14 protein-coding genes are annotated in these 17,819 nt (G+C 35.5%); 2 read left to right on the top strand and 12 right to left on the bottom strand.

The window, feature by feature from the left end; translation table 11 throughout:
* Positions 1–17: 17 nt before the first annotated feature.
* The gene (locus PT287_RS05550) at positions 18–968 is read left to right on the top strand and encodes a 1-phosphofructokinase family hexose kinase (protein ID WP_277133314.1); all 951 of its coding nucleotides are present in this window, start codon (positions 18–20) and stop codon (positions 966–968) included.
* A 62-nt stretch (positions 969–1,030) separates the two neighbouring features.
* Here the strand turns inward: PT287_RS05550 and araA are convergent, their stop codons facing one another.
* From araA to PT287_RS05525, 5 genes are all read right to left on the bottom strand, one after another.
* Positions 1,031–2,452: an L-arabinose isomerase gene (araA, locus tag PT287_RS05545; RefSeq protein WP_277133312.1), complete on the bottom strand. Its 1,422-nt coding sequence runs from the start codon at positions 2,450–2,452 to the stop codon at positions 1,031–1,033.
* A 75-nt stretch (positions 2,453–2,527) separates the two neighbouring features.
* Entirely contained in the window at positions 2,528–3,262 is a 735-nt protein-coding gene (locus PT287_RS05540) for an L-ribulose-5-phosphate 4-epimerase (protein ID WP_277133311.1), read from the bottom strand.
* Between the two features lies 1 nt (position 3,263).
* Positions 3,264–4,868 carry an FGGY-family carbohydrate kinase gene (locus tag PT287_RS05535; RefSeq protein ID WP_277133310.1) on the bottom strand — a complete coding sequence of 535 codons (1,605 nt, stop codon included), beginning with the start codon at positions 4,866–4,868 and terminating at the stop codon, positions 3,264–3,266.
* Between the two features lie 16 nt (positions 4,869–4,884).
* Positions 4,885–6,153, bottom strand: a complete 1,269-nt coding sequence (locus PT287_RS05530) for an MFS transporter (RefSeq protein WP_277133308.1) — start codon at positions 6,151–6,153, stop codon at positions 4,885–4,887.
* Positions 6,154–6,169: 16 nt separating this feature from the next.
* Positions 6,170–7,624 (bottom strand): alpha-L-arabinofuranosidase C-terminal domain-containing protein, encoded by a 1,455-nt coding sequence (locus PT287_RS05525; RefSeq protein WP_277133306.1) that lies wholly within the window; start codon positions 7,622–7,624, stop codon positions 6,170–6,172.
* Between the two features lie 300 nt (positions 7,625–7,924).
* Between PT287_RS05525 and PT287_RS05520 the strand changes: the two genes are divergently transcribed.
* Complete coding sequence (locus PT287_RS05520; protein WP_277133305.1) at positions 7,925–9,007, top strand: GntR family transcriptional regulator; 1,083 nt, start codon at positions 7,925–7,927, stop codon at positions 9,005–9,007.
* Positions 9,008–9,436: 429 nt separating this feature from the next.
* Here the strand turns inward: PT287_RS05520 and PT287_RS05515 are convergent, their stop codons facing one another.
* The 7 genes from PT287_RS05515 to PT287_RS05485 all read right to left on the bottom strand — a co-directional run bounded on the left by PT287_RS05515 (position 9,437) and on the right by PT287_RS05485 (position 17,812).
* Complete coding sequence (locus PT287_RS05515) at positions 9,437–10,495, bottom strand: SIS domain-containing protein (protein WP_277133303.1); 1,059 nt, start codon at positions 10,493–10,495, stop codon at positions 9,437–9,439.
* 14 nt (positions 10,496–10,509) lie between these two features.
* Positions 10,510–11,319, bottom strand: coding sequence for a PTS system mannose/fructose/sorbose family transporter subunit IID (locus PT287_RS05510; protein ID WP_277133302.1), 810 nt, complete (start codon positions 11,317–11,319; stop codon positions 10,510–10,512).
* Positions 11,312–12,109 (bottom strand): PTS sugar transporter subunit IIC, encoded by a 798-nt coding sequence (locus PT287_RS05505; RefSeq protein ID WP_277133300.1) that lies wholly within the window; start codon positions 12,107–12,109, stop codon positions 11,312–11,314. The genes PT287_RS05510 and PT287_RS05505 overlap by 8 nt, the downstream gene beginning before the upstream one ends.
* Complete coding sequence (locus PT287_RS05500; protein ID WP_277133298.1) at positions 12,109–12,597, bottom strand: PTS sugar transporter subunit IIB; 489 nt, start codon at positions 12,595–12,597, stop codon at positions 12,109–12,111. Before PT287_RS05500 ends, PT287_RS05505 begins: the two co-directional genes overlap by 1 nt.
* On the bottom strand, positions 12,590–13,009 hold the full coding sequence (locus tag PT287_RS05495) for a PTS mannose transporter subunit IIA (protein WP_277133296.1): 420 nt from the start codon (positions 13,007–13,009) through the stop codon (positions 12,590–12,592). The genes PT287_RS05500 and PT287_RS05495 overlap by 8 nt, the downstream gene beginning before the upstream one ends.
* A gap of 76 nt (positions 13,010–13,085) precedes the next feature.
* A complete protein-coding gene (locus PT287_RS05490) occupies positions 13,086–15,770 on the bottom strand; it encodes a sigma 54-interacting transcriptional regulator (protein ID WP_277133294.1) in 2,685 nt (894 codons plus the stop codon).
* A 323-nt stretch (positions 15,771–16,093) separates the two neighbouring features.
* The gene (locus PT287_RS05485; RefSeq protein ID WP_277133291.1) at positions 16,094–17,812 is read right to left on the bottom strand and encodes an SLAP domain-containing protein; all 1,719 of its coding nucleotides are present in this window, start codon (positions 17,810–17,812) and stop codon (positions 16,094–16,096) included.
* Positions 17,813–17,819 lie beyond the last annotated feature (7 nt).

Genomic DNA, 17,819 nt, shown 5'->3' with positions numbered 1-17,819 from the left:
TAGAATAGGAATAGATAATGGATATTACAATTACAGTCAACCCATCCGTTGACCGTCTATACCAACTCAAGGAGTTAAAAGTAGGCTCACTTAATCGAGTCAATTTAATAAAAAAGATGGTTGGCGGTAAAGGAATTAATGCTGCTCGTGTTGCATCTAATCTTGGTGCAAAAACTGCAGCAACAGGCTTTTTAGCAGGTTACAACGGTCAATATATTGAAGATCAAGCATGTGAAGATCAATATACTGCTGATTTTATTAAGATTGCTGGTAACACCCGCAATTGCTACACAATAATTCAACAAAATAATAAAAAAACAGAAATTAATGAACATGGAGACTATTTATCTTCTTTAAATTTCACATATTTACTCAATAAATTAAAATCATTAATAAGCAATAACAAAATTTCAGCAATTTCTTTAAATGGTAGTTTACCCCCTACTCAAATTAATAATTTTTATACTAGAATTATTAGCTTGATTAGAACACTGGATCCAAAGATAAAAATTATTTTGGATACTTCCGGTAAAGCTTTAACAGAAGTATTAAAAAGTAACCTATTACCTGACTTTATTAAGCCTAATGAACAAGAAATTGCAGATCTTCTTTCAACTACAGTAACCTATGATTGTTACGTTTTAAAAGAGGAAATCACTCAAAGTAATTTAAATAAAATTCAAAATATTATTGTTTCATTAGGTGCAAAAGGTGCATTAATTAAACATCATGAGCACTTTTTTCAAATTAAGTTTAATCCCGTAAAGGTAGTAAACACCGAAGGATCTGGCGACTCGGTTGTTGGTGGATTATTATATGCATTAGACAAACAGCTTGACTTCGAATCTGCTATCCGTTGGGCAATTGCTGCAGGAACAGCAAACGCTATGGAAACAAAAACAGGCTTTGTACAAAAAAATAATGTTAAGCAAATAATGAAAACCATTGAATTAGTTCCTATCAAATAAAACAAAAACTTCAGTAGACATTTAAATCTACTGAAGTTTTTATTTTATCTATAATATTAGCCTTATTCAATATCACATAAGTTAACGCCATACATCGTAGCTAAGTCGCGAACTTGTTCCTCAGTAGCTGCAAATGACATTACAGTATGGTGACCACCACCAGCATGAATCCACTTAGTGGCACCTTCTTTAAGACCAGGTTTTGGTGTCCACATTTGCTTAGCAACAGGTAAGTGTGGTGTTTCCTCAGCTTTATGACCAATCACTGGATAAGTAACAATCTTGAAATTATCACGGAAGTCAGCCAAAGTTACATCAACAGCGTCGCCTTCACCACCGGAGAATACCAGACGTGCAGGATCATCCTTACCACCAATGTCTAATGGGTGAACTTCAACCCGTGGCTTTTCAGAAGCAATGGATGGGTCAACTTCAAGCATGTGTGAACCTAAAATAGCTTCATGACCTTTACGCAAGTCAAGAGTGTAGTCTTCCATAAATGCAGTCCTCTTGTTATGTGTCATAATCTTGAAGATCCGCAACAGTCCAGCAGTCTTCCAGTCACCTTCACCGGCAAAGCCATAGCCATCACGCATCATCAATTGAGCTGACAAACCTTCCAATTGCTTCATTCCGTGCAAGTCCTCAAAGTTTGACGTAAATGCAGTATAGCCGTCACGTTCAAGGAAGCGCTTTAAAGCAATGTATTGTCTTAATTGATAGCGAACAGTATCTTCATAAGCTTTTGCATCCATATCGCCCTGAACCATAATGTAGCGCGACTTCAGGTCAGCATATTCGTCATCAATTTCAGATTCTTTAACTTTGTCCATTTCGTCAATTAAGTCACCAACAGGATAGTAATCAACTGTCCAACCTAATTGAATTTGTGCTTGAACCTTGTCACCTTCTGTAACGGCAACATTACGCATGGTATCACCAAAACGACAGATCTTAGTCTTAAATGATTCGTCATAAGCAACAGCAACATCTTCCCAGTCAGCAATTTGCTTTACAACTTCTGGATCTTGCCAGTGACCGTAAACGACCTTATTATGCATATTCAAGCGAGCATTGATATAGCCATATTCCCGGTCACCGTGAGCACTTTGGTTCAAGTTCATGTAGTCAAAGTCCATTGTTTCATATGGGATATAGTTTAAGTATTGTGTAGCAAAGTGAAGCAGTGGCTTTTGCAATAATTGTGAGCCGCGAATCCAATTCTTAGCTGGTGAGAAAGTATGCATCCAAGTAATTACACCGGCAACATTGTCATCATAATTAGCTTCTTTCATAAACTTAGTGATTTCATCAGCAGTTGTCAAAACTTCTTTAAACACAATTTTATATGGTAAATTGCCATTTTCGTTTAGACTAGCAACAATTTTCTTGGAATCTTCTGCAACTTGATTTAAAGCTTCTTCACCATAAAGGTGTTGACTACCGGCAGCAAACCAGAATTCATATTTTGGAATAGATAACATAATAATTTCTCCTTTGAAATAAAAACACGCTTTTAAACCACTACAATTTTTAATCCATCGTTACTCAGCCTGACATCACTTTCCAGTTCTCTTTGCATGTGTCTGTGACTGCGCATTGTTTTGACCATAATAGGCATTCTTACCATGCTTGCGATAATAGTGCTTATCCAGCAAATATTGTGGTAATTCACTGTTAGCTCGAGTTAGTTGCAAAGTGTGATAGTCTTCCTCAGCTACAACTTCTAGCACCTTAGCGTTATATACCGCCTTTTTTGGCGTTTCACCCCAACAGAATGGACCATGTTGGCTAACCAACGCTCCTGGAGTTGCCTCATAGTCTAAACCACGTTCTTTGAACGTCCGCACAATTGCTTGACCCGTGTAACCTTCATAATCTTCCTCAATTTCAGCCTTAGTTAAAGCATCGGCTGCTGGAATTGCATTATAAAAAGTATCGGCATGTGTTGTGTTCATTGCGGGAATATCCATTTTGGCTGCCGCAAAAGATACGGCCCAAGGTGAATGCGTATGGACAATGCCGCCAATCTTAGGAAAGGCATTGTACAAAACGGTATGCGTTGGCGTATCACTTGATGGGTTCATTGAACCCTCAACTACCTCGCCTTTAAGGTTAACCACTACCATATCGTCGGGTTTCATTTGCTCGTATTCCACACCGGAAGGTTTGATAACAAATAACCCACTGTCGCGGTCAATTCCGGACACATTGCCCCAAGTAAAGGTAACCAAATCTAGCTTAGGCAGTTGCATGTTAGCTTCATAAACTTCTTTTTTCAGTTGCTCTAACATTCTATTCTTCCTCGTCCTTTAATATTTCCGCCTGATTTTCAAGTTGTAGTGCCAATTCATAGCGATCAATGTACTTTTGGGCACCCTTGACACCTTCAGGTTCTGGACTTAAACTCATCATTTCTGAATCAACAAAAACTTGACTGTCTAGATAGTCCGCCAATGCTATCGACTCATGCTGTGCAGCGTATTGCGCGAGCACCGCCATGCCCCAAGGGCCACCAACACTGGCATTAAGCATGACAGAAATTGGCAAATTCAAGATATTTGACAGCACCTGCTGCCCAACTACCGGAGTTTTAAATAAGCCACCTTGTGCAATCATGACATCTGTTTTGACATTTTCTTCATCCGTCAAAACATCCATTCCAATCTTAAGCGGTGCATAGGCCGAATAAAGTTGTGCCAACATAAAGTTAGCTAACGTAAATTTACTGTTAGGAGTTCTAACAAGCATTGGCCTACCTTCATCGGTATTAGTCACTGGCTCACCAGAGAAGTAACTATAATTAACCATGCCACCAGCATCTGGGTCTGACTTAGTCGCATCTAAGAACAAAGTACTGTACAGTTCATCCGCAGATAAATTCTTACCTAATCGCCCAGCAAATTCCTTAAAAATTTCTGCCCAAGCATTAATATCAGAAGAACAATTATTAACGTGAACCATAGCTACTGGTAAGCCATCTGGGGTTGCCACAATGTCGATATCGCGGTGAACTTTTTTGAGAGGTTTATCCAAAACTACCATTGAAAATTCAGAAGTACCAACAGAAATATTACCGGTTCTAACCCGGACACTATTAGTACTAATCATGCCGGTACCAGCATCACCTTCAGGTGGTGCCATTACACTGCCACTTTTTAGCGTTCCAGTTGGATCAAGCAGCTTAGCACCCTGCTCGGTTAGATGACCAGCTACTTGTCCTGCAGTTAAGACCTTAGGTAAAATATCTCTAATTTCCCACGGATATTTCTTAACTTGTGGCAAATTATTAAATTGTTCAAGCATCTTAGAATTAAAGTTCCCTGTCTGATCAACAGGAAACATTCCTGACGCATCACCAATGCCGATGTTTTTTTCACCAGATAATTGCCAATGAACATATCCTGCTAAGGTTGTCATATATGCAATATTTTTAACATGCTCTTCATTATGTAGAATTGCGTGATATAAGTGTGCGATACTCCAGCGAAGTGGAATATTGAAATTAAACAACTTTGTCAATTCGCCAGCTGCATCACCAGTAATCGTATTGCGCCAAGTTCTAAAAGGTACCAACAATTGATCATCTTGATCAAATGCTAGATAACCATGCATCATTGCACTAACACCAATTGCCCCAATTTTTTCAATTTTGACATGATATTTACTGCTAACATTGGCTGCTAACTGCTGATAGCTTAATCTCAAGCCAGTCCAAATTTCTTCCTTTGAATATGTCCAAATTCCGTTCTTTAAACTGTTTTCCCATTGAAAAGTACCTGTTGCTAACGGCCTAAACTTACTATCAATTAACACTGCCTTAATTTGCGTTGAACCAAATTCAATTCCCAAAGCAGTTTTACCTGACCGAATTAATTCAGCGGTATCCGTGATATTCATATTTATACCTTTCAATTTAATTTTCAGAAGCTTCTGTTTGAGGATTATTATGTCCCTTAACTAAGAAAAACATACCAAAAACTGCAAAAACTGCAATAACTATACCAACAACCAAATAAGTTGATTTGAATCCTAGCGAATCATAACTAGAACCAATTACTGTTGAAAAAATAATCTGTGATATTTGAACTGCAGCAGTCGTACTAAGTGACTGGATAGTTGCAAATTCACTCTTATCAAACACAGAGAAAACGTACCCCATTGGGCAAACAAACCAAAACGGTGTATACACACCCTGTAAAATCCATCCAAATGCTACAAACATCCAATTCTTAGCAAATGCAAATATCAAAATTCTTGCAGCCATAATAAAGGACATTACAATTAATCCATTTCTATAGCCAATGCGTTTAACAACCAAAGGAATAATCATCATACCAAAGAAGGCAATAATTTGTTGAATAGTTGTAGCATAAGAAAATAATGCTGTGCCTTGAGCAGTATTAGTAAAGAATGTTTGAAAATAATTAATAACTTGTTGATCGCATATTTGTGACAAAGGTGTAGTTCCAAGCAAAAAGATTACAAAAAAGATAAAAGCTTTAGATTTCATACTTTTCATTACTTGCTTTAAAGTAACTTTTTCAGATTTTTCACCCTTTAAAACACCGAGATTATTATCATCATGCTTGGTAAAAAATACTACCATTATTAGATAAATTAGCCCTGTTATGCTTAAACTCCAAAAGAAATTTTGTGGCTGCCATGACAATAACCATGCACAAATCAAAGGTGCGATAAATCCAATAACAGTTACACCTGAACGAACCCAGCTAAATTCAAACTTATTAACAAAACTCATTCTCTGCTCGTAAGTTTCATTAACATTAGTACCACTATTCATTACCAAACCAACAAATAGTCCCATAATGATAGCCATTACGTAAGTGTTACCTTTCATCGGCATTACAAACCACTGCATGAACGGTCCCATTGCAACCGACAAAATAGCCACAGTTAGCATAAGTTGCTTTTTCTCTAAAATTTTATCTCCAATGAAACCTATTGCCGGTGCAGAAATCAAACCCATTACTGACATCATTGAAAAAGCTAAGCCAACATCTGCATGAGTAAAATTAGCATACTTTACTAACCAAAAACTTGCATAAGTTCCCATAACTGGCCAAATAAAATTATAAGACATTTCTGAAATAATATATGACCAAAATAGGTTAAAAGAATTGTATGGACTTGGTATATTTTTTATTTTTTTAATTATATTCATAATTTCACTTTTTCGATTATCTTAAAGTTACTGAAATTACACTTTTAGCTGGTATAGCAATATGCAATTTATCATCAATTAGTGTTGCCCCATTAAATTCCTTTAAAGTAACTTCATTAGGGTTATCAAAAGTATTGTGTGCATCCATTGTAGAACCTGTAATAATTTCTGCATTTTCGATTGACTTAGGATTTTCCTCAAATTCAAAATCAACTGTTTTATCTTGATTTAAATCATAATTACCTAAGGAAATTGTCAATTTACCATCTTTCTTTGATGCAGTATAAGTAATTCTATCTGGTAACTCTCCATCTTCTAATATACTTTCAGCATCCATGTGCTTTTGATACATATCAAACAGATAATATGTTGGTGTTTTCAACATCTTAGAGCCGTCAGTCAATATCATTGCTTGTAAAACATTAACCATTTGAGCAATATTTGCCATATATACTCGGTCTGCATGTTTATGGAAAATATTTAATGTAATCGCACCAGTTAGTACATCACGTAAAGTATTTTGCTGGTACAAAAAGCCAGGATTGGTACCCTTTTCTACGTCATACCATGTTCCCCATTCATCAACTATTAAATTAACTTTCTTATTCGGATCATATTTATCCATAATCTCTGAATGTTTGGTAAGCAAACGATCCATAAATTTGGCTCTATCCATAGTCTTATACCAATATTTATCAGTAAATCCAGTAGCTGGACCTTTACTACTTATCCAATCCTCACCTTTTGGTAATGTATAATAATGTAAACTAATACCATCAAGATATTGAGCAGCATTTTTCATTAAAACTTCGGTCCAATTATAATCATCTTCACTAGGACCACACGCAACACGGTAAATCGGCTTATCTTTATTATATTGTGGTAAAAATGTCTGATATTGACGATAAATATCTGAATAATATTCAGGGCGCATATTACCACCGCCACCCCAAGTTTCATTACCAATACCGAAGAACTTAAGCTTCCAAGGATCTTTCCGACCATTTTTTTGACGTAAGTTTGCCATTGGTGACTTCCCTGGCATTGTCATGTATTCAACCCATTCAGCCATCTCTTGGACAGTACCACTTCCAATATTGGCATTAATGTAAGCTTCTGCACCTAATTGTCTTAACAATTCAAAATACTCATGAGTCCCAAATGAATTATCTTCAGTTACATCTCCCCAATTAGTGTTAACAATCTTTTTTCTACCTTCTTTTGGTCCAATCCCATCCTGCCAATGGTAGGTATCAGCAAACAAACCACCTGGCCAACGTAAAACTGGAACATGAATTTTCTTTAATGCATTAACAACATCTTTTCTTAAACCATTTTCATTTGGAATATCTGAATTTTCACCTACATATAAGCCTTCATAAATTCCTCTACCCAAATGCTCTGAAAATTGACCATAAATATACTTACTAATTTTCTGACCTTTTCTTGAATTTAATATTTTTACTGACATTTCTAAACCTTTCATAAAAATAATATTTTTGTCTTGCAAACGATTACATAATATAATATTTATATGAATGAATCAAGCTTTCAAATAATTCATTCGAATAAATAAAAATAGACAAATAATTGATAAATCAATACTACTTACGTCTAAAAATAATTTTTTATTTTTTACCACAAAAATTCATAATCTTTTTTAGAACAAATTTTAACCTTGTATAAAAAGATAATCGTAATAATATTCAATTGACTTTATTAATATTTTTTATAATATATAATTTGTTTAAATAAAACGGAGGTCCCTTAAATGAAAAGCGATTATCTCGCAATCAAAGAAACTCTTAAAAAAGAAATAACTTTTGGACACTTTCGAGTTAATCAAAAATTACCAACAGAAACTGAACTAATGCATCGCTTTAATAAATCACGTTATGCTGTTCGTAAAGCATTATCTGAATTGCAAGATGAGCATTTAATATATAAGGTTCAAGGTAGCGGAATGTTTATTCAGGACTGGAACAAAAAATGGCAAATTAATCCCGAAAGTAAAACAATCGGATTAATTTGTACTCATATCGCAGACTATATTTTCCCCAAGATAATCTCACAGATTGACACTGAAATCAGTACAAAAGAATACTCACTTCTCATCGCTAATACACATAACCACCCAAAAAAAGAACGTGAAAGCTTAATTAAAATGCTTGATTCACAAATTGCGGGTTTAATTGTCGAACCAAGCGAAAGTGCTAAGCCTAGTCCTAATCTCGATATCTATAAACGAGTCGCTAAGAGTAAAATTCCACTACTATTTATTAACGCTGAATACCCTAAGTTAAACTTTCCATCAATCACAAATGATGATGAGGCAGCAGAAACAGAACTCATCAAATACCTACTTAGTATGGGGCACCAGCGAATACTAGGAATATTTCAGGTAGATGATCTTCAAGGTGTACACCGAATGAATGGCTTCATGAAAGCTTACCAAGAGACCAGCTCCAATCTCTCTAACAGCAGTATTATCATGTACAATTCTCATGATCCTTTTCAAACAATCAGTAAAAAAATAGCCTTTTACCTAAAAGATGGTCAAAGACCGACGGCAATCGCTTGCTACAATGACAGCTTGGCATTATTAGTCTTAGATATGCTTAAAAAAATGCAGTTGAAAGTCCCAGAGGATATTTCACTAGTTGGATTTGATGATTTTGACTCAGCCGCATACTTAACTCCCAGCTTAACAACAATGAATTACGAGCGAACCTCTGTTGGTAAAGAAGCTGGTCAGGGAATTTTGAAATTAATTCAGGGTAAAAAACTTAATTCCATTGTTCATCATCCTAAATTAAAAGTAAGAGCTTCTGTTGCTGCACCTAAAGAAAAATAAAGGTGCTAGGCGAGGAGTAAAGAATTTTTTAAAAGAAAATGTCATGTAAAAATATATTGTCGAGCCTTCTAAATAATAAAACTTGGAGGAATAAGAATGATTATTTAGAAGGCTTTGCTATTATTGAATTTACTAACGTTTTGTACTAGTACCAAAGTACAGGCAGCTACCAGTCACAAATGAAAATAATGAAGCTAAGTCTTTAACTAAAACGAAAAGGCTAAGTCGTAAGCTTGCACAATCGGATAAAGTAACTGTGGTAATTCGCTAATCTTAGAAGAAATAGATGAAGAAAAGGCACTAGCCAAATAATTGGTTAGTGCCTTTTTGGATATGATAGGAGTATCTCCCCTGTTGCATAATTTAAGAGTGAACGGACCAGCCACCACTTTTTAGTAGCCAGTCGGTTATCAATGCTCTACTTAATAATTAGTGGTTAAATTTTTTACTACCCAGCTTCATGTGGAAGTTAGGGTCTTTAGGAGTATTGGGATCAAAGCCCATAACAGTTGGAACGATTGATGCCATTACTTGCATAAGCATTGGGTAAATAAAAGTTTCAAAGTCCTTAGGGACATCAACGTCGTAACCAAAGTGATTACCATTGTTAGCGTCAGAAGTATCAACCAAATATAAGTTGTTGGTCCAATCGCCTAAGACCTCAATCATCTTTTGACAACGTGGCTCTGTACCATTGTCTAAGATAACGACACTAGCTTTTTCGTTCATTGCATTATAAATACCATGAATAAACTCATCAAAGTCATACCCGGTAACTGGCATCCGACAAGTTTCCAATACTTTGAGTGAACTTTCTAAGACATCCCCATACAGCATAGAAGGTCCAACTACACGTAAATTATCAGTCTTTGCTAACTTTTCTTTATGTTCTTCAACCCACTTGTAAGCACGGTCATAAGCATGAGGGAATTGCTCTAGCGTTTGATTTAGATTACTAATATCTTCGTCAAATTGGTCTTTAGTTAGATTACCGCTTTCAAGTCCAATGTAATCAGCTAACAGTAGCAAATTTAATTTCGTACAATAATAACCTTTGGTCTTTGCTCCAGCCTTTTCTTCACCGATATTAACGGTCATAACTTCGTCTGCAATTTGGTCAATGTAGGCACCAGTTTCGCCAGCCATTGTGCCAACAATGCAGCCAGCTTTTTTAGCAGTCTTCATAGCGTTAAAGGTACTAAAGCTGCTGCCACCTTGTGAAATACCAATGAGCAATGTGCGTGTGTTGTCGCCAACAAAGAAGTCAGGCGTTAGCATAAAGGGATAAAAAGCGAGAACTTCAATTCCGGAACGTTTTCTCATCAAAGATTGCATTTGCAAACCTGAATGGTAACTGGTACCTGAACCAGTAATAATAATTTTATTAATATCTCTTTTTGCTACATTAGCGAAAAGCTCCTTACTACCCTTAACAATTTTGTCCAATTGCTTTGGTGTTTCTGAAATATATTGCTGAATTAAATTCATTTTTTAAATCTCCCTTATAAAATCCCAATAACGTGTAATAAAATACCTAAAATCAAAACGCTAATTGTTAATTTTGACGTACTTACTTTCTTTCTGATTAGCCAAAATACTAACAAAGTAGCTAACAGCGGTAGCATTTCAGGAATAATTTTGTCTAATATTGATTGAATTTTAATTGTTGCACCACTCATTGCAAATTTAAGAGGTGTAGTTACTGGCAGCATAGTTGCGACCATGCCACCTACGACCATCATGCCGACTATTCCAACGATTTGCATGATTTGATCCATAACACCATTTTTTTGCACTTTGTCGAGTGACTCTACACCCCACTCATAGCCATACTTGAGGCCGAATACTCTAAGTAAAGTTGCTGGTAAGTTATAAAGTACGAAGAATAGGATCGGGCCTAAAATATTTCCTTGCTTTGAGAATGACACGCCGACACCAGCTGCGATTACTCTAAAGGTACCAAATAAAATTGAATCACCAATTCCAGAAAATGGTGCCATCAGGGATGCTTTAACAGAGTTGATTGAATCAGGATTGATTTCGTCAGGATTATTGGCATATTGCTCTTCCATAGCACAAGAAATACCCAAAATTGTTGGGGTCATTGCTGGCGTACAATTAAACAGTGCTAAGTGACGTTTTAAAGCAGCAGCTCGGTCTTTAGCCGATGAATATAAGCGTTTAATGGCAGGTTCCATTGCATAAGCATAGCCAATATTTTGCATTTTTTCGTAGTTAAAACCACCTTGTAGTGCAAATGCACGCCAAAAGATTGAGTGGAGGTCTTTTTTGGTTAAAGTTTTCTTATTCAAAATCAATATCCCCTTCCGTTAAATTATCTTCTGTCTTTGTTTCATCTTTTTGGTCAGAAGAATCATTATTATTCTTACCAAAGATAGTTATCACAATGGCTAAACAAATTGCGAGAATTGCAATACCAGTAATGTCTAATTTCAGATAAGCGCAGAGAAAGAAACCAATGAAGAAGAATACAAACAGCTTTTTCGAAAATAGCATATCAAGTAATAAGCCAAAACCAACGGCTGGTAAGAGATTACCGGCAATGGTTAAGCCGTCTAAAATTACTTTAGGAATAGCGTTAATGATTACATTGATTGTTGAAGAACCCACAAGCATTGCTAAAAAAGCAGGGATAAAAGCACTAAAGAAGAATAAGATCGTTGGCAAAAGCAACATCATGTTTACCCCTCTAAAATTAGCCGTTTCCGCATATTTTTCTGCTTTATGAGAAAACCATAGGTTACCAACACGAACTAAGGTACCGAGGTTAGCAGCTAAAACTGCAACAGGAACTGCAATCGTTAAAGCAATCCCAATACCATGGTGTGAAATAATTGCCATTGCTGTACCAATGACACCACCAGTAACGTAGTCTGGAGGAGTTGAAGCACCGATACCGGCAATTCCCATCCAAACTAATTCAAGCTGCGCACCAATAATAATTCCTTGTTTTAAATCGCCCAATGCTAAACCTACAAAAAGGCTTAGAACGATAGGTCTACAAAATAAAGTCGCACCCAATACACGTTCATCAAGCATACCGATACCGGCAATTAAGCCGATTAATAAAGCTTGTATCATTATTTATCACTCCCCAATAAATCAGAAAGACTTAGCTTCTTATCTCTAGGTAACATCCTGAAATCAAGTTCAACTCCCATCTTTTGAATTTCTTTCAGATCTGCAACGTCTTGATCCGAAACAGCAACAAAATCATTTAACTTTTTCTTGCCATCTTCAAATTTAACGCCACCAACATTTAAGTTTGTAATAGCGCCGTTTGAACCCTTAATAAGTTTTAAAGCATCTTGAATATTGCGTACCAAAACTAATACTTGTGCTTTCTTTGCAGAAGCAAATTTATTAACAATTTCGCCTGATTCAGCCACGTTTCGAATGTAGAGCTTAACACCAGCAGGCTTGGCCAAATCTAATGCCATTGCTTTAACCTTATCTTGTTGAGCTTCATCATTTGCCACTAGAATTGTGTTTGCACCTGAATTGGAAGTCCAACCAATCGCAACCTGACCATGTAATAATCTTTCATCAACACGAACTAATTTAATCATCGCTAGCCACACCTCTTTCAATCTTTTCACTAACGTCGATAATGCCGGCAACTCCTGCTTCCCTTAATTGCTTAACTAATTCTTTTGATGTCATGTTTGCAGAATCAATCGTTAAAAATGTAAGCAATAACGGTAAATTAAGACCTGAAAGTAGTTGGAAGTGGTGACCTTTTAGCAACAATTCAGTACAAATGTTGTTGGAACTACCACCATATAAGTCAGTTAAGATGATCAGATTATCTTCGTCAGTATTTTTGATTAGATTTTCTAACTCTTTTTGCCCTTCCACAGCAGATTTATCTTTAGTCATTCCGAAGCATTGAATATTATCAATGTGACCAACGATTAATTCAGCTGTCTTCTTAAACTCAAAAGCCAAGTTACCATGAGTAGCTAAAATAATATCTTTCACATAATGACCTCCCTTTTACTAAATAAGATATTCACTGACTTTATAGCAAAAGGTGTGCCAAGTACTGTGCGAGCGCTTAACTCAATAGAAGAATATCTCTTATGTATGCGATTTCCGGATCAGTGATTTTAATTAAAAATTCATTTTCCAGCACACTATTATGCTTTTTTAGCACACTAAAGTAGCCGTCTTTAACAATGTTCTTGTTGTCTCCCTCGTATGCTTCGATTTCATTACCACGGATAATTCTTTCAACCATGTTCGCAATATGAACATACAATGAGATTGCGACCTTATTGGGAATTTTCATATTTAAATCTTTTTGAATGCCTGTTAAATATTTACTGATGACTTTCATTACCTTATCTGGAGAAATAATGGTTAAGGTATCTATTATTCTGTTTAGAGAAAAGTTCTCAATTAGCCGGTTTTCCCATAATTCGATTTTTTTAGTAGTTGAAAATGGCTCTAGAATTCGCTTTAAGCCCTCTATTTTGGCACCTGAAATAATTTCTTCTAGACCAAAATATGGCACTCCGGGGACATCAGGATTATCAATACCTATAATTGCAATCACGTTTTTATTTAAAAATAAATTTAAGTCGCGATAATTTACTAACTCCTTAAAGTCAAAGGCTTCTACTTGAACATTTACCAGATTAGTAAAGCTTTGAGTTAGCATTGTCTTAATCCTTTGCGCACTACCGACGCCAGTCATGCAGGTAGTAATAATTGTGGCAGCTGCAGCAACTCTGGGAACACAAAGCTTGCTTTTAATAGTATCTCTAGGTAAATCATGTTGGATCGCATGTAATCCCTTTTGTTGCAATAGCTTATTCCCAATTTCTAAAATTACAGCCATGCTAACATTATTGATTACTAGTAAGGTGCAATTACAGTCATTTCTAATTGGTTCAATAATTGAATCCAGTGCGCCCATATCCATTAATATTACTAAGCCATCTTGCGGGTTAATTCTTTTGATTAAATCTTTCAAATTTGCAATCATTTCAGCACGGGAAACGTCAGGCTTTAAATCAATTGCCGTAAAAACTGCGCTTTGCAAAAAATGATTGCAAGTATCAGCCATACTACTTGCTGTGGCATAGCCATGTGCTACTACAATTGCTGGTACCTTAGACGAAACTGTAAAATTATCATTTGAACTCAAAATGGCTAGCCACAAGTAATCACATTTTCTCAGTTTTATTTCAAAACGCATTTCAATTAGTGGGGCCATTTTATTAATTAGCTGTAGTTCTGGTGCAAAAAGTTGCTCAATTTTAGCGACATTTTTGTCAGTAGTGTAGTCATGATCGAACTCATTTCTCATTAAATAGTAAATATAGACAGCAAAATCATAAATAGATGAGTTTTTAAGACTTAGCGAATCAATTTGTACGACATTAAAAATATTTGTTAGCACATTGGTGTAATCAGTAATCAGTGACCGGTCGGTACTGTAAGTTGAATATAAAATCTCATGTGTTTCTTTTTCTACGACTTTGTAGTAACTTGCTCTATCTGCTATTTGGTCGTTCTGTAGGCTTAATAAGCATTGCCAAGAAGCTTCGATTTTTGAAATATACTCTTTATTATCAGAATTAAATAGCTCTTGAATAGTATCGGTAGCATGAAAAACACACTTTTCTTGGCCCTGGCTTAAAGGATAAGTATCCTTAGACATTTGTCCCAGAATAGCTCCTGGCAAGTCGCCGATCTTTATTTCTATTTCTTGATTTTGGGTGGTTTTTGCATATTTTTGAGCAACAATGTTCTGTAATAAATTCTTTAATTCACCAACATTGGCATGAAAATGACTATGATAAATTAAACTAAGACATTGCTTAGAAATCTTGATATTACAATTAATATGTTTAGCTTGTTCAATCAGTAAAGCGTAAGTTAAAACTCTTTTTTCATATGTTCCCCGCTGGTCTAGGGATGGTAGTGTAATTTTAATGGGTATTCTACGCAAAAAGGTTTGCAAAAAATCAGATTCCTTTTCTGTTGTAGCAAAAAATAATCTAGCTTTACTTTTTAATTTTTTGGCATTATTACCTACTGGAGAAAAGTACCCAGTATCTAAGTAGGTAAAGAGCTTTTCTTGGCCTTCGGCACTCAATCGATGAACTTCATCTAAAAATAGAATGCCATTATTTGCCGACTGAAGAGCACCACTACTATCAATATCCGCGCCGGTAAACGCTCCTTTGGTGTAGCCAAAAAGCAGACTAGATAACAATTCGGGATTATTCGCATATTGAGCACAATTTATTACAATCAACTGCGCTTCATCATTAAAAAGTTTACGCTGCTTTGCATATTCGAATAGTTTGTTAATGATAAAAGTTTTACCAGTTCCAGATTCACCAAAAATAATGACCGGTAGTCCATTTGGTGGATACATTAAAGCAGCTTTAAGCTGTTCTATTGCCTCCTTCAAACTGCCATTGTAGCCAATGATTCGACTCCAAATTGACTTTCGTTGACTAGCTTTTAAATCTTGGACACTTGTATATGCTTTATTATTTTGAGTTTCTTCCTTAAGCTGCAAATAAATGACTGGTCTTGTATTGACCTTACTTAATTGCTTATTTTTATAAAGTTCATTTAGCCTTTTACTAACAACTGACCGTTCTATGTTTAACTTATTTGCGATAAATTCAGTCGTCGGCGCTTCTTTGGTAACATAGTTCTTTAGATAAACCTTAGTTTGCTGGCCAACTAATTTCAAAATTTCTTTATCTTGATTCTTCATGTAATATACCTCTTTTATACCATGAATAAGGCACACAATGTTTACTATTATATATTGTAGCAAAAGCTTTGCTTATATGCTTTCGAAATAAAAATACTCGAAAACAAGCTTTAAATTTTATATCTTACTAGATATTACTTTATTAGCGATAAGATAACATCAACCAAGCCAGCAATACTTAAATATTTGATCTTTCTTTTATACTCAAAAAAGAACATTGTTAAATAAACAATGTTCTTCTTGATACTTTAATAATGAAACTATATTTTTAAATTTTATTAGCCAATTTCTAGTTTTATGATCCTCTAAATTTTAGTTACCAATTATTTAACATAGAATCTATCTGCTGCTGGAATGTTTTTGTCTCTTCCGCCAGCATAACCATAAGGGTTATAGTGAATTTTGGCCAAAACATACCAAGCACTCGATGAAATAGCAATATGTGTATCAACACCATCCCATAAATTACTGGTTCCGTAACCTGTACCAGGATTAGTAGCATAAGGTAGACCAGCAGCACCTTTAAATTTGTTACTAGAAATAAACATCTTATTCATTTCAGAAATTAAGTTGTCTGCTTTTTGTTGCATTCCTGCTATATTAAACGCTACAGCCATCTCACCTGTTCCTTCAATCCAGATGGTATCACGGTCGATATCAAATGAATAGCCTGATACTGCATTCTTACTTGCTGTTGCGGTTTGAGTATTGTACATCATATCAGCTTTAAGAAGTGCTTCTTTGGGATAGTCTTGTAACATACCAAAACCCCAAGAAATCATATCTAGAGCGTACATATATTTACCATTATCATTAGTAGTTTTCAGTAACCCAGTTTCAGGATTAAAACGATTATTTTTAAGATATTTCAAAATGTTTTGATGAAAATTATCGTAACCTTTAACAGCAATGAATGCATCTAAGATTCCTTCGGTATTTTTACCAATCCGCTGATTATTTTGGTCAGTTCCTCCCCAAAGACCACCATCTGTATCTTGTAGTGAACGGATCCAAGTTGTCATAGCATTTGTCAATTTTTCATATTTATTACTACCAGTTTTTGCTTGATAATTATTTAAGGCAATTAACAGCCAGGCATTATCTCCTAACCAACGATTTGGCTTGTTATCTGTCGGAACACCATTCCGGTCACGGAATTGAGCAAAGCCTTTGTATTGCCCATCGAATTCAGTTACTAAATGGCTATTAAAGAAATCAAAAATCTTCTCTGCTTTACCGTAATCACCATTTGCTGTAAAAACAATCGCTGAGAGAGCATTATCATATAAGGACACTTGATTACTGTCTTCTGCACTTTCAATCAGCCCATTTTTCAATTGCATCTGACTAAGCCAACTATAAATGGAAGCTTCTTGTGTACCGGGTTTAATAGCAGGAGTATTTGCAGCGGTCTCGTTATTAATAGGTGTAGTAACCGAATTACCAGTGCTGGAATTAGATACAGTAGGCGCATTCGATGTAGTAGGTACTGTCGGTTTCGTATTAGCAGTGTCTTGAATAGGCTGTGTGTCGCTTACTTTGTTTGGCTTAACCAAATGAGCAGTACTCTTTAAAATACACGTACCATTAGCCAATACATAATACTTCTTGTGGTGCAATGTTAGTATTGCGTATGAGTTTCGTTTACTACCTTTCTTAATCTTTTTACCTGTATTTTTACCTAAAGTAGTATAAATTTTAGCATTCTTAGTTAGAATTATTTGTTGCGGTTTTTTGTCAACTACTGTGGCAGTGCCCTTTTTAATATATCTATTCTTGCCCAAATAATAAAAATGTTGCTTGTTAATTGTCGCAAATGTTACCTGATAATATGTGCCTTTACGAACTCTTTGTCTGGTTTTCTTGCCATTTTTAGTATAAATTTTTGCAGCAGTTTTAGTCTTTACTAAAACATATTTCTTAATCTGTGAAGCCTTTACTTGATAAACTTGGCTTATCGGATTAGTAGGTATAACACTATTTGCGCCAGATCCTAACAAAACTATTCCTGCTAAGCTTGCAACTATTTTATATTTATTCATTTTGTTT

Origin of the sequence: Lactobacillus sp. ESL0679, assembly GCF_029433515.1 — a bacterium.
GTDB lineage: Bacteria > Bacillota > Bacilli > Lactobacillales > Lactobacillaceae > Lactobacillus.
Note: the sequence above shows the minus strand (reverse complement) of the source record. Positions and strands in the feature narration are given on the sequence as shown.

What these genes read in the sequence shown, in the direction of transcription:
- PT287_RS05540 (WP_277133311.1), bottom strand. Translation starts at nt 3,262, where the DNA reads ATGTTAGAGCAACTGAAAAAAGAAGTTTATGAAGCTAACATGCAACTG.
- PT287_RS05550 (WP_277133314.1), top strand. Translation starts at nt 18, where the DNA reads ATGGATATTACAATTACAGTCAACCCATCCGTTGACCGTCTATACCAA.
- PT287_RS05520 (WP_277133305.1), top strand. Translation starts at nt 7,925, where the DNA reads ATGAAAAGCGATTATCTCGCAATCAAAGAAACTCTTAAAAAAGAAATA.
- PT287_RS05525 (WP_277133306.1), bottom strand. Translation starts at nt 7,624, where the DNA reads ATGTCAGTAAAAATATTAAATTCAAGAAAAGGTCAGAAAATTAGTAAG.
- PT287_RS05485 (WP_277133291.1), bottom strand. Translation starts at nt 17,812, where the DNA reads ATGAATAAATATAAAATAGTTGCAAGCTTAGCAGGAATAGTTTTGTTA.
- araA (WP_277133312.1), bottom strand. Translation starts at nt 2,452, where the DNA reads ATGTTATCTATTCCAAAATATGAATTCTGGTTTGCTGCCGGTAGTCAA.
- PT287_RS05505 (WP_277133300.1), bottom strand. Translation starts at nt 12,109, where the DNA reads ATGATACAAGCTTTATTAATCGGCTTAATTGCCGGTATCGGTATGCTT.
- PT287_RS05490 (WP_277133294.1), bottom strand. Translation starts at nt 15,770, where the DNA reads ATGAAGAATCAAGATAAAGAAATTTTGAAATTAGTTGGCCAGCAAACT.
- PT287_RS05500 (WP_277133298.1), bottom strand. Translation starts at nt 12,597, where the DNA reads ATGATTAAATTAGTTCGTGTTGATGAAAGATTATTACATGGTCAGGTT.
- PT287_RS05535 (WP_277133310.1), bottom strand. Translation starts at nt 4,868, where the DNA reads ATGAATATCACGGATACCGCTGAATTAATTCGGTCAGGTAAAACTGCT.
- PT287_RS05515 (WP_277133303.1), bottom strand. Translation starts at nt 10,495, where the DNA reads ATGAATTTAATTCAGCAATATATTTCAGAAACACCAAAGCAATTGGAC.
- PT287_RS05530 (WP_277133308.1), bottom strand. Translation starts at nt 6,153, where the DNA reads ATGAATATAATTAAAAAAATAAAAAATATACCAAGTCCATACAATTCT.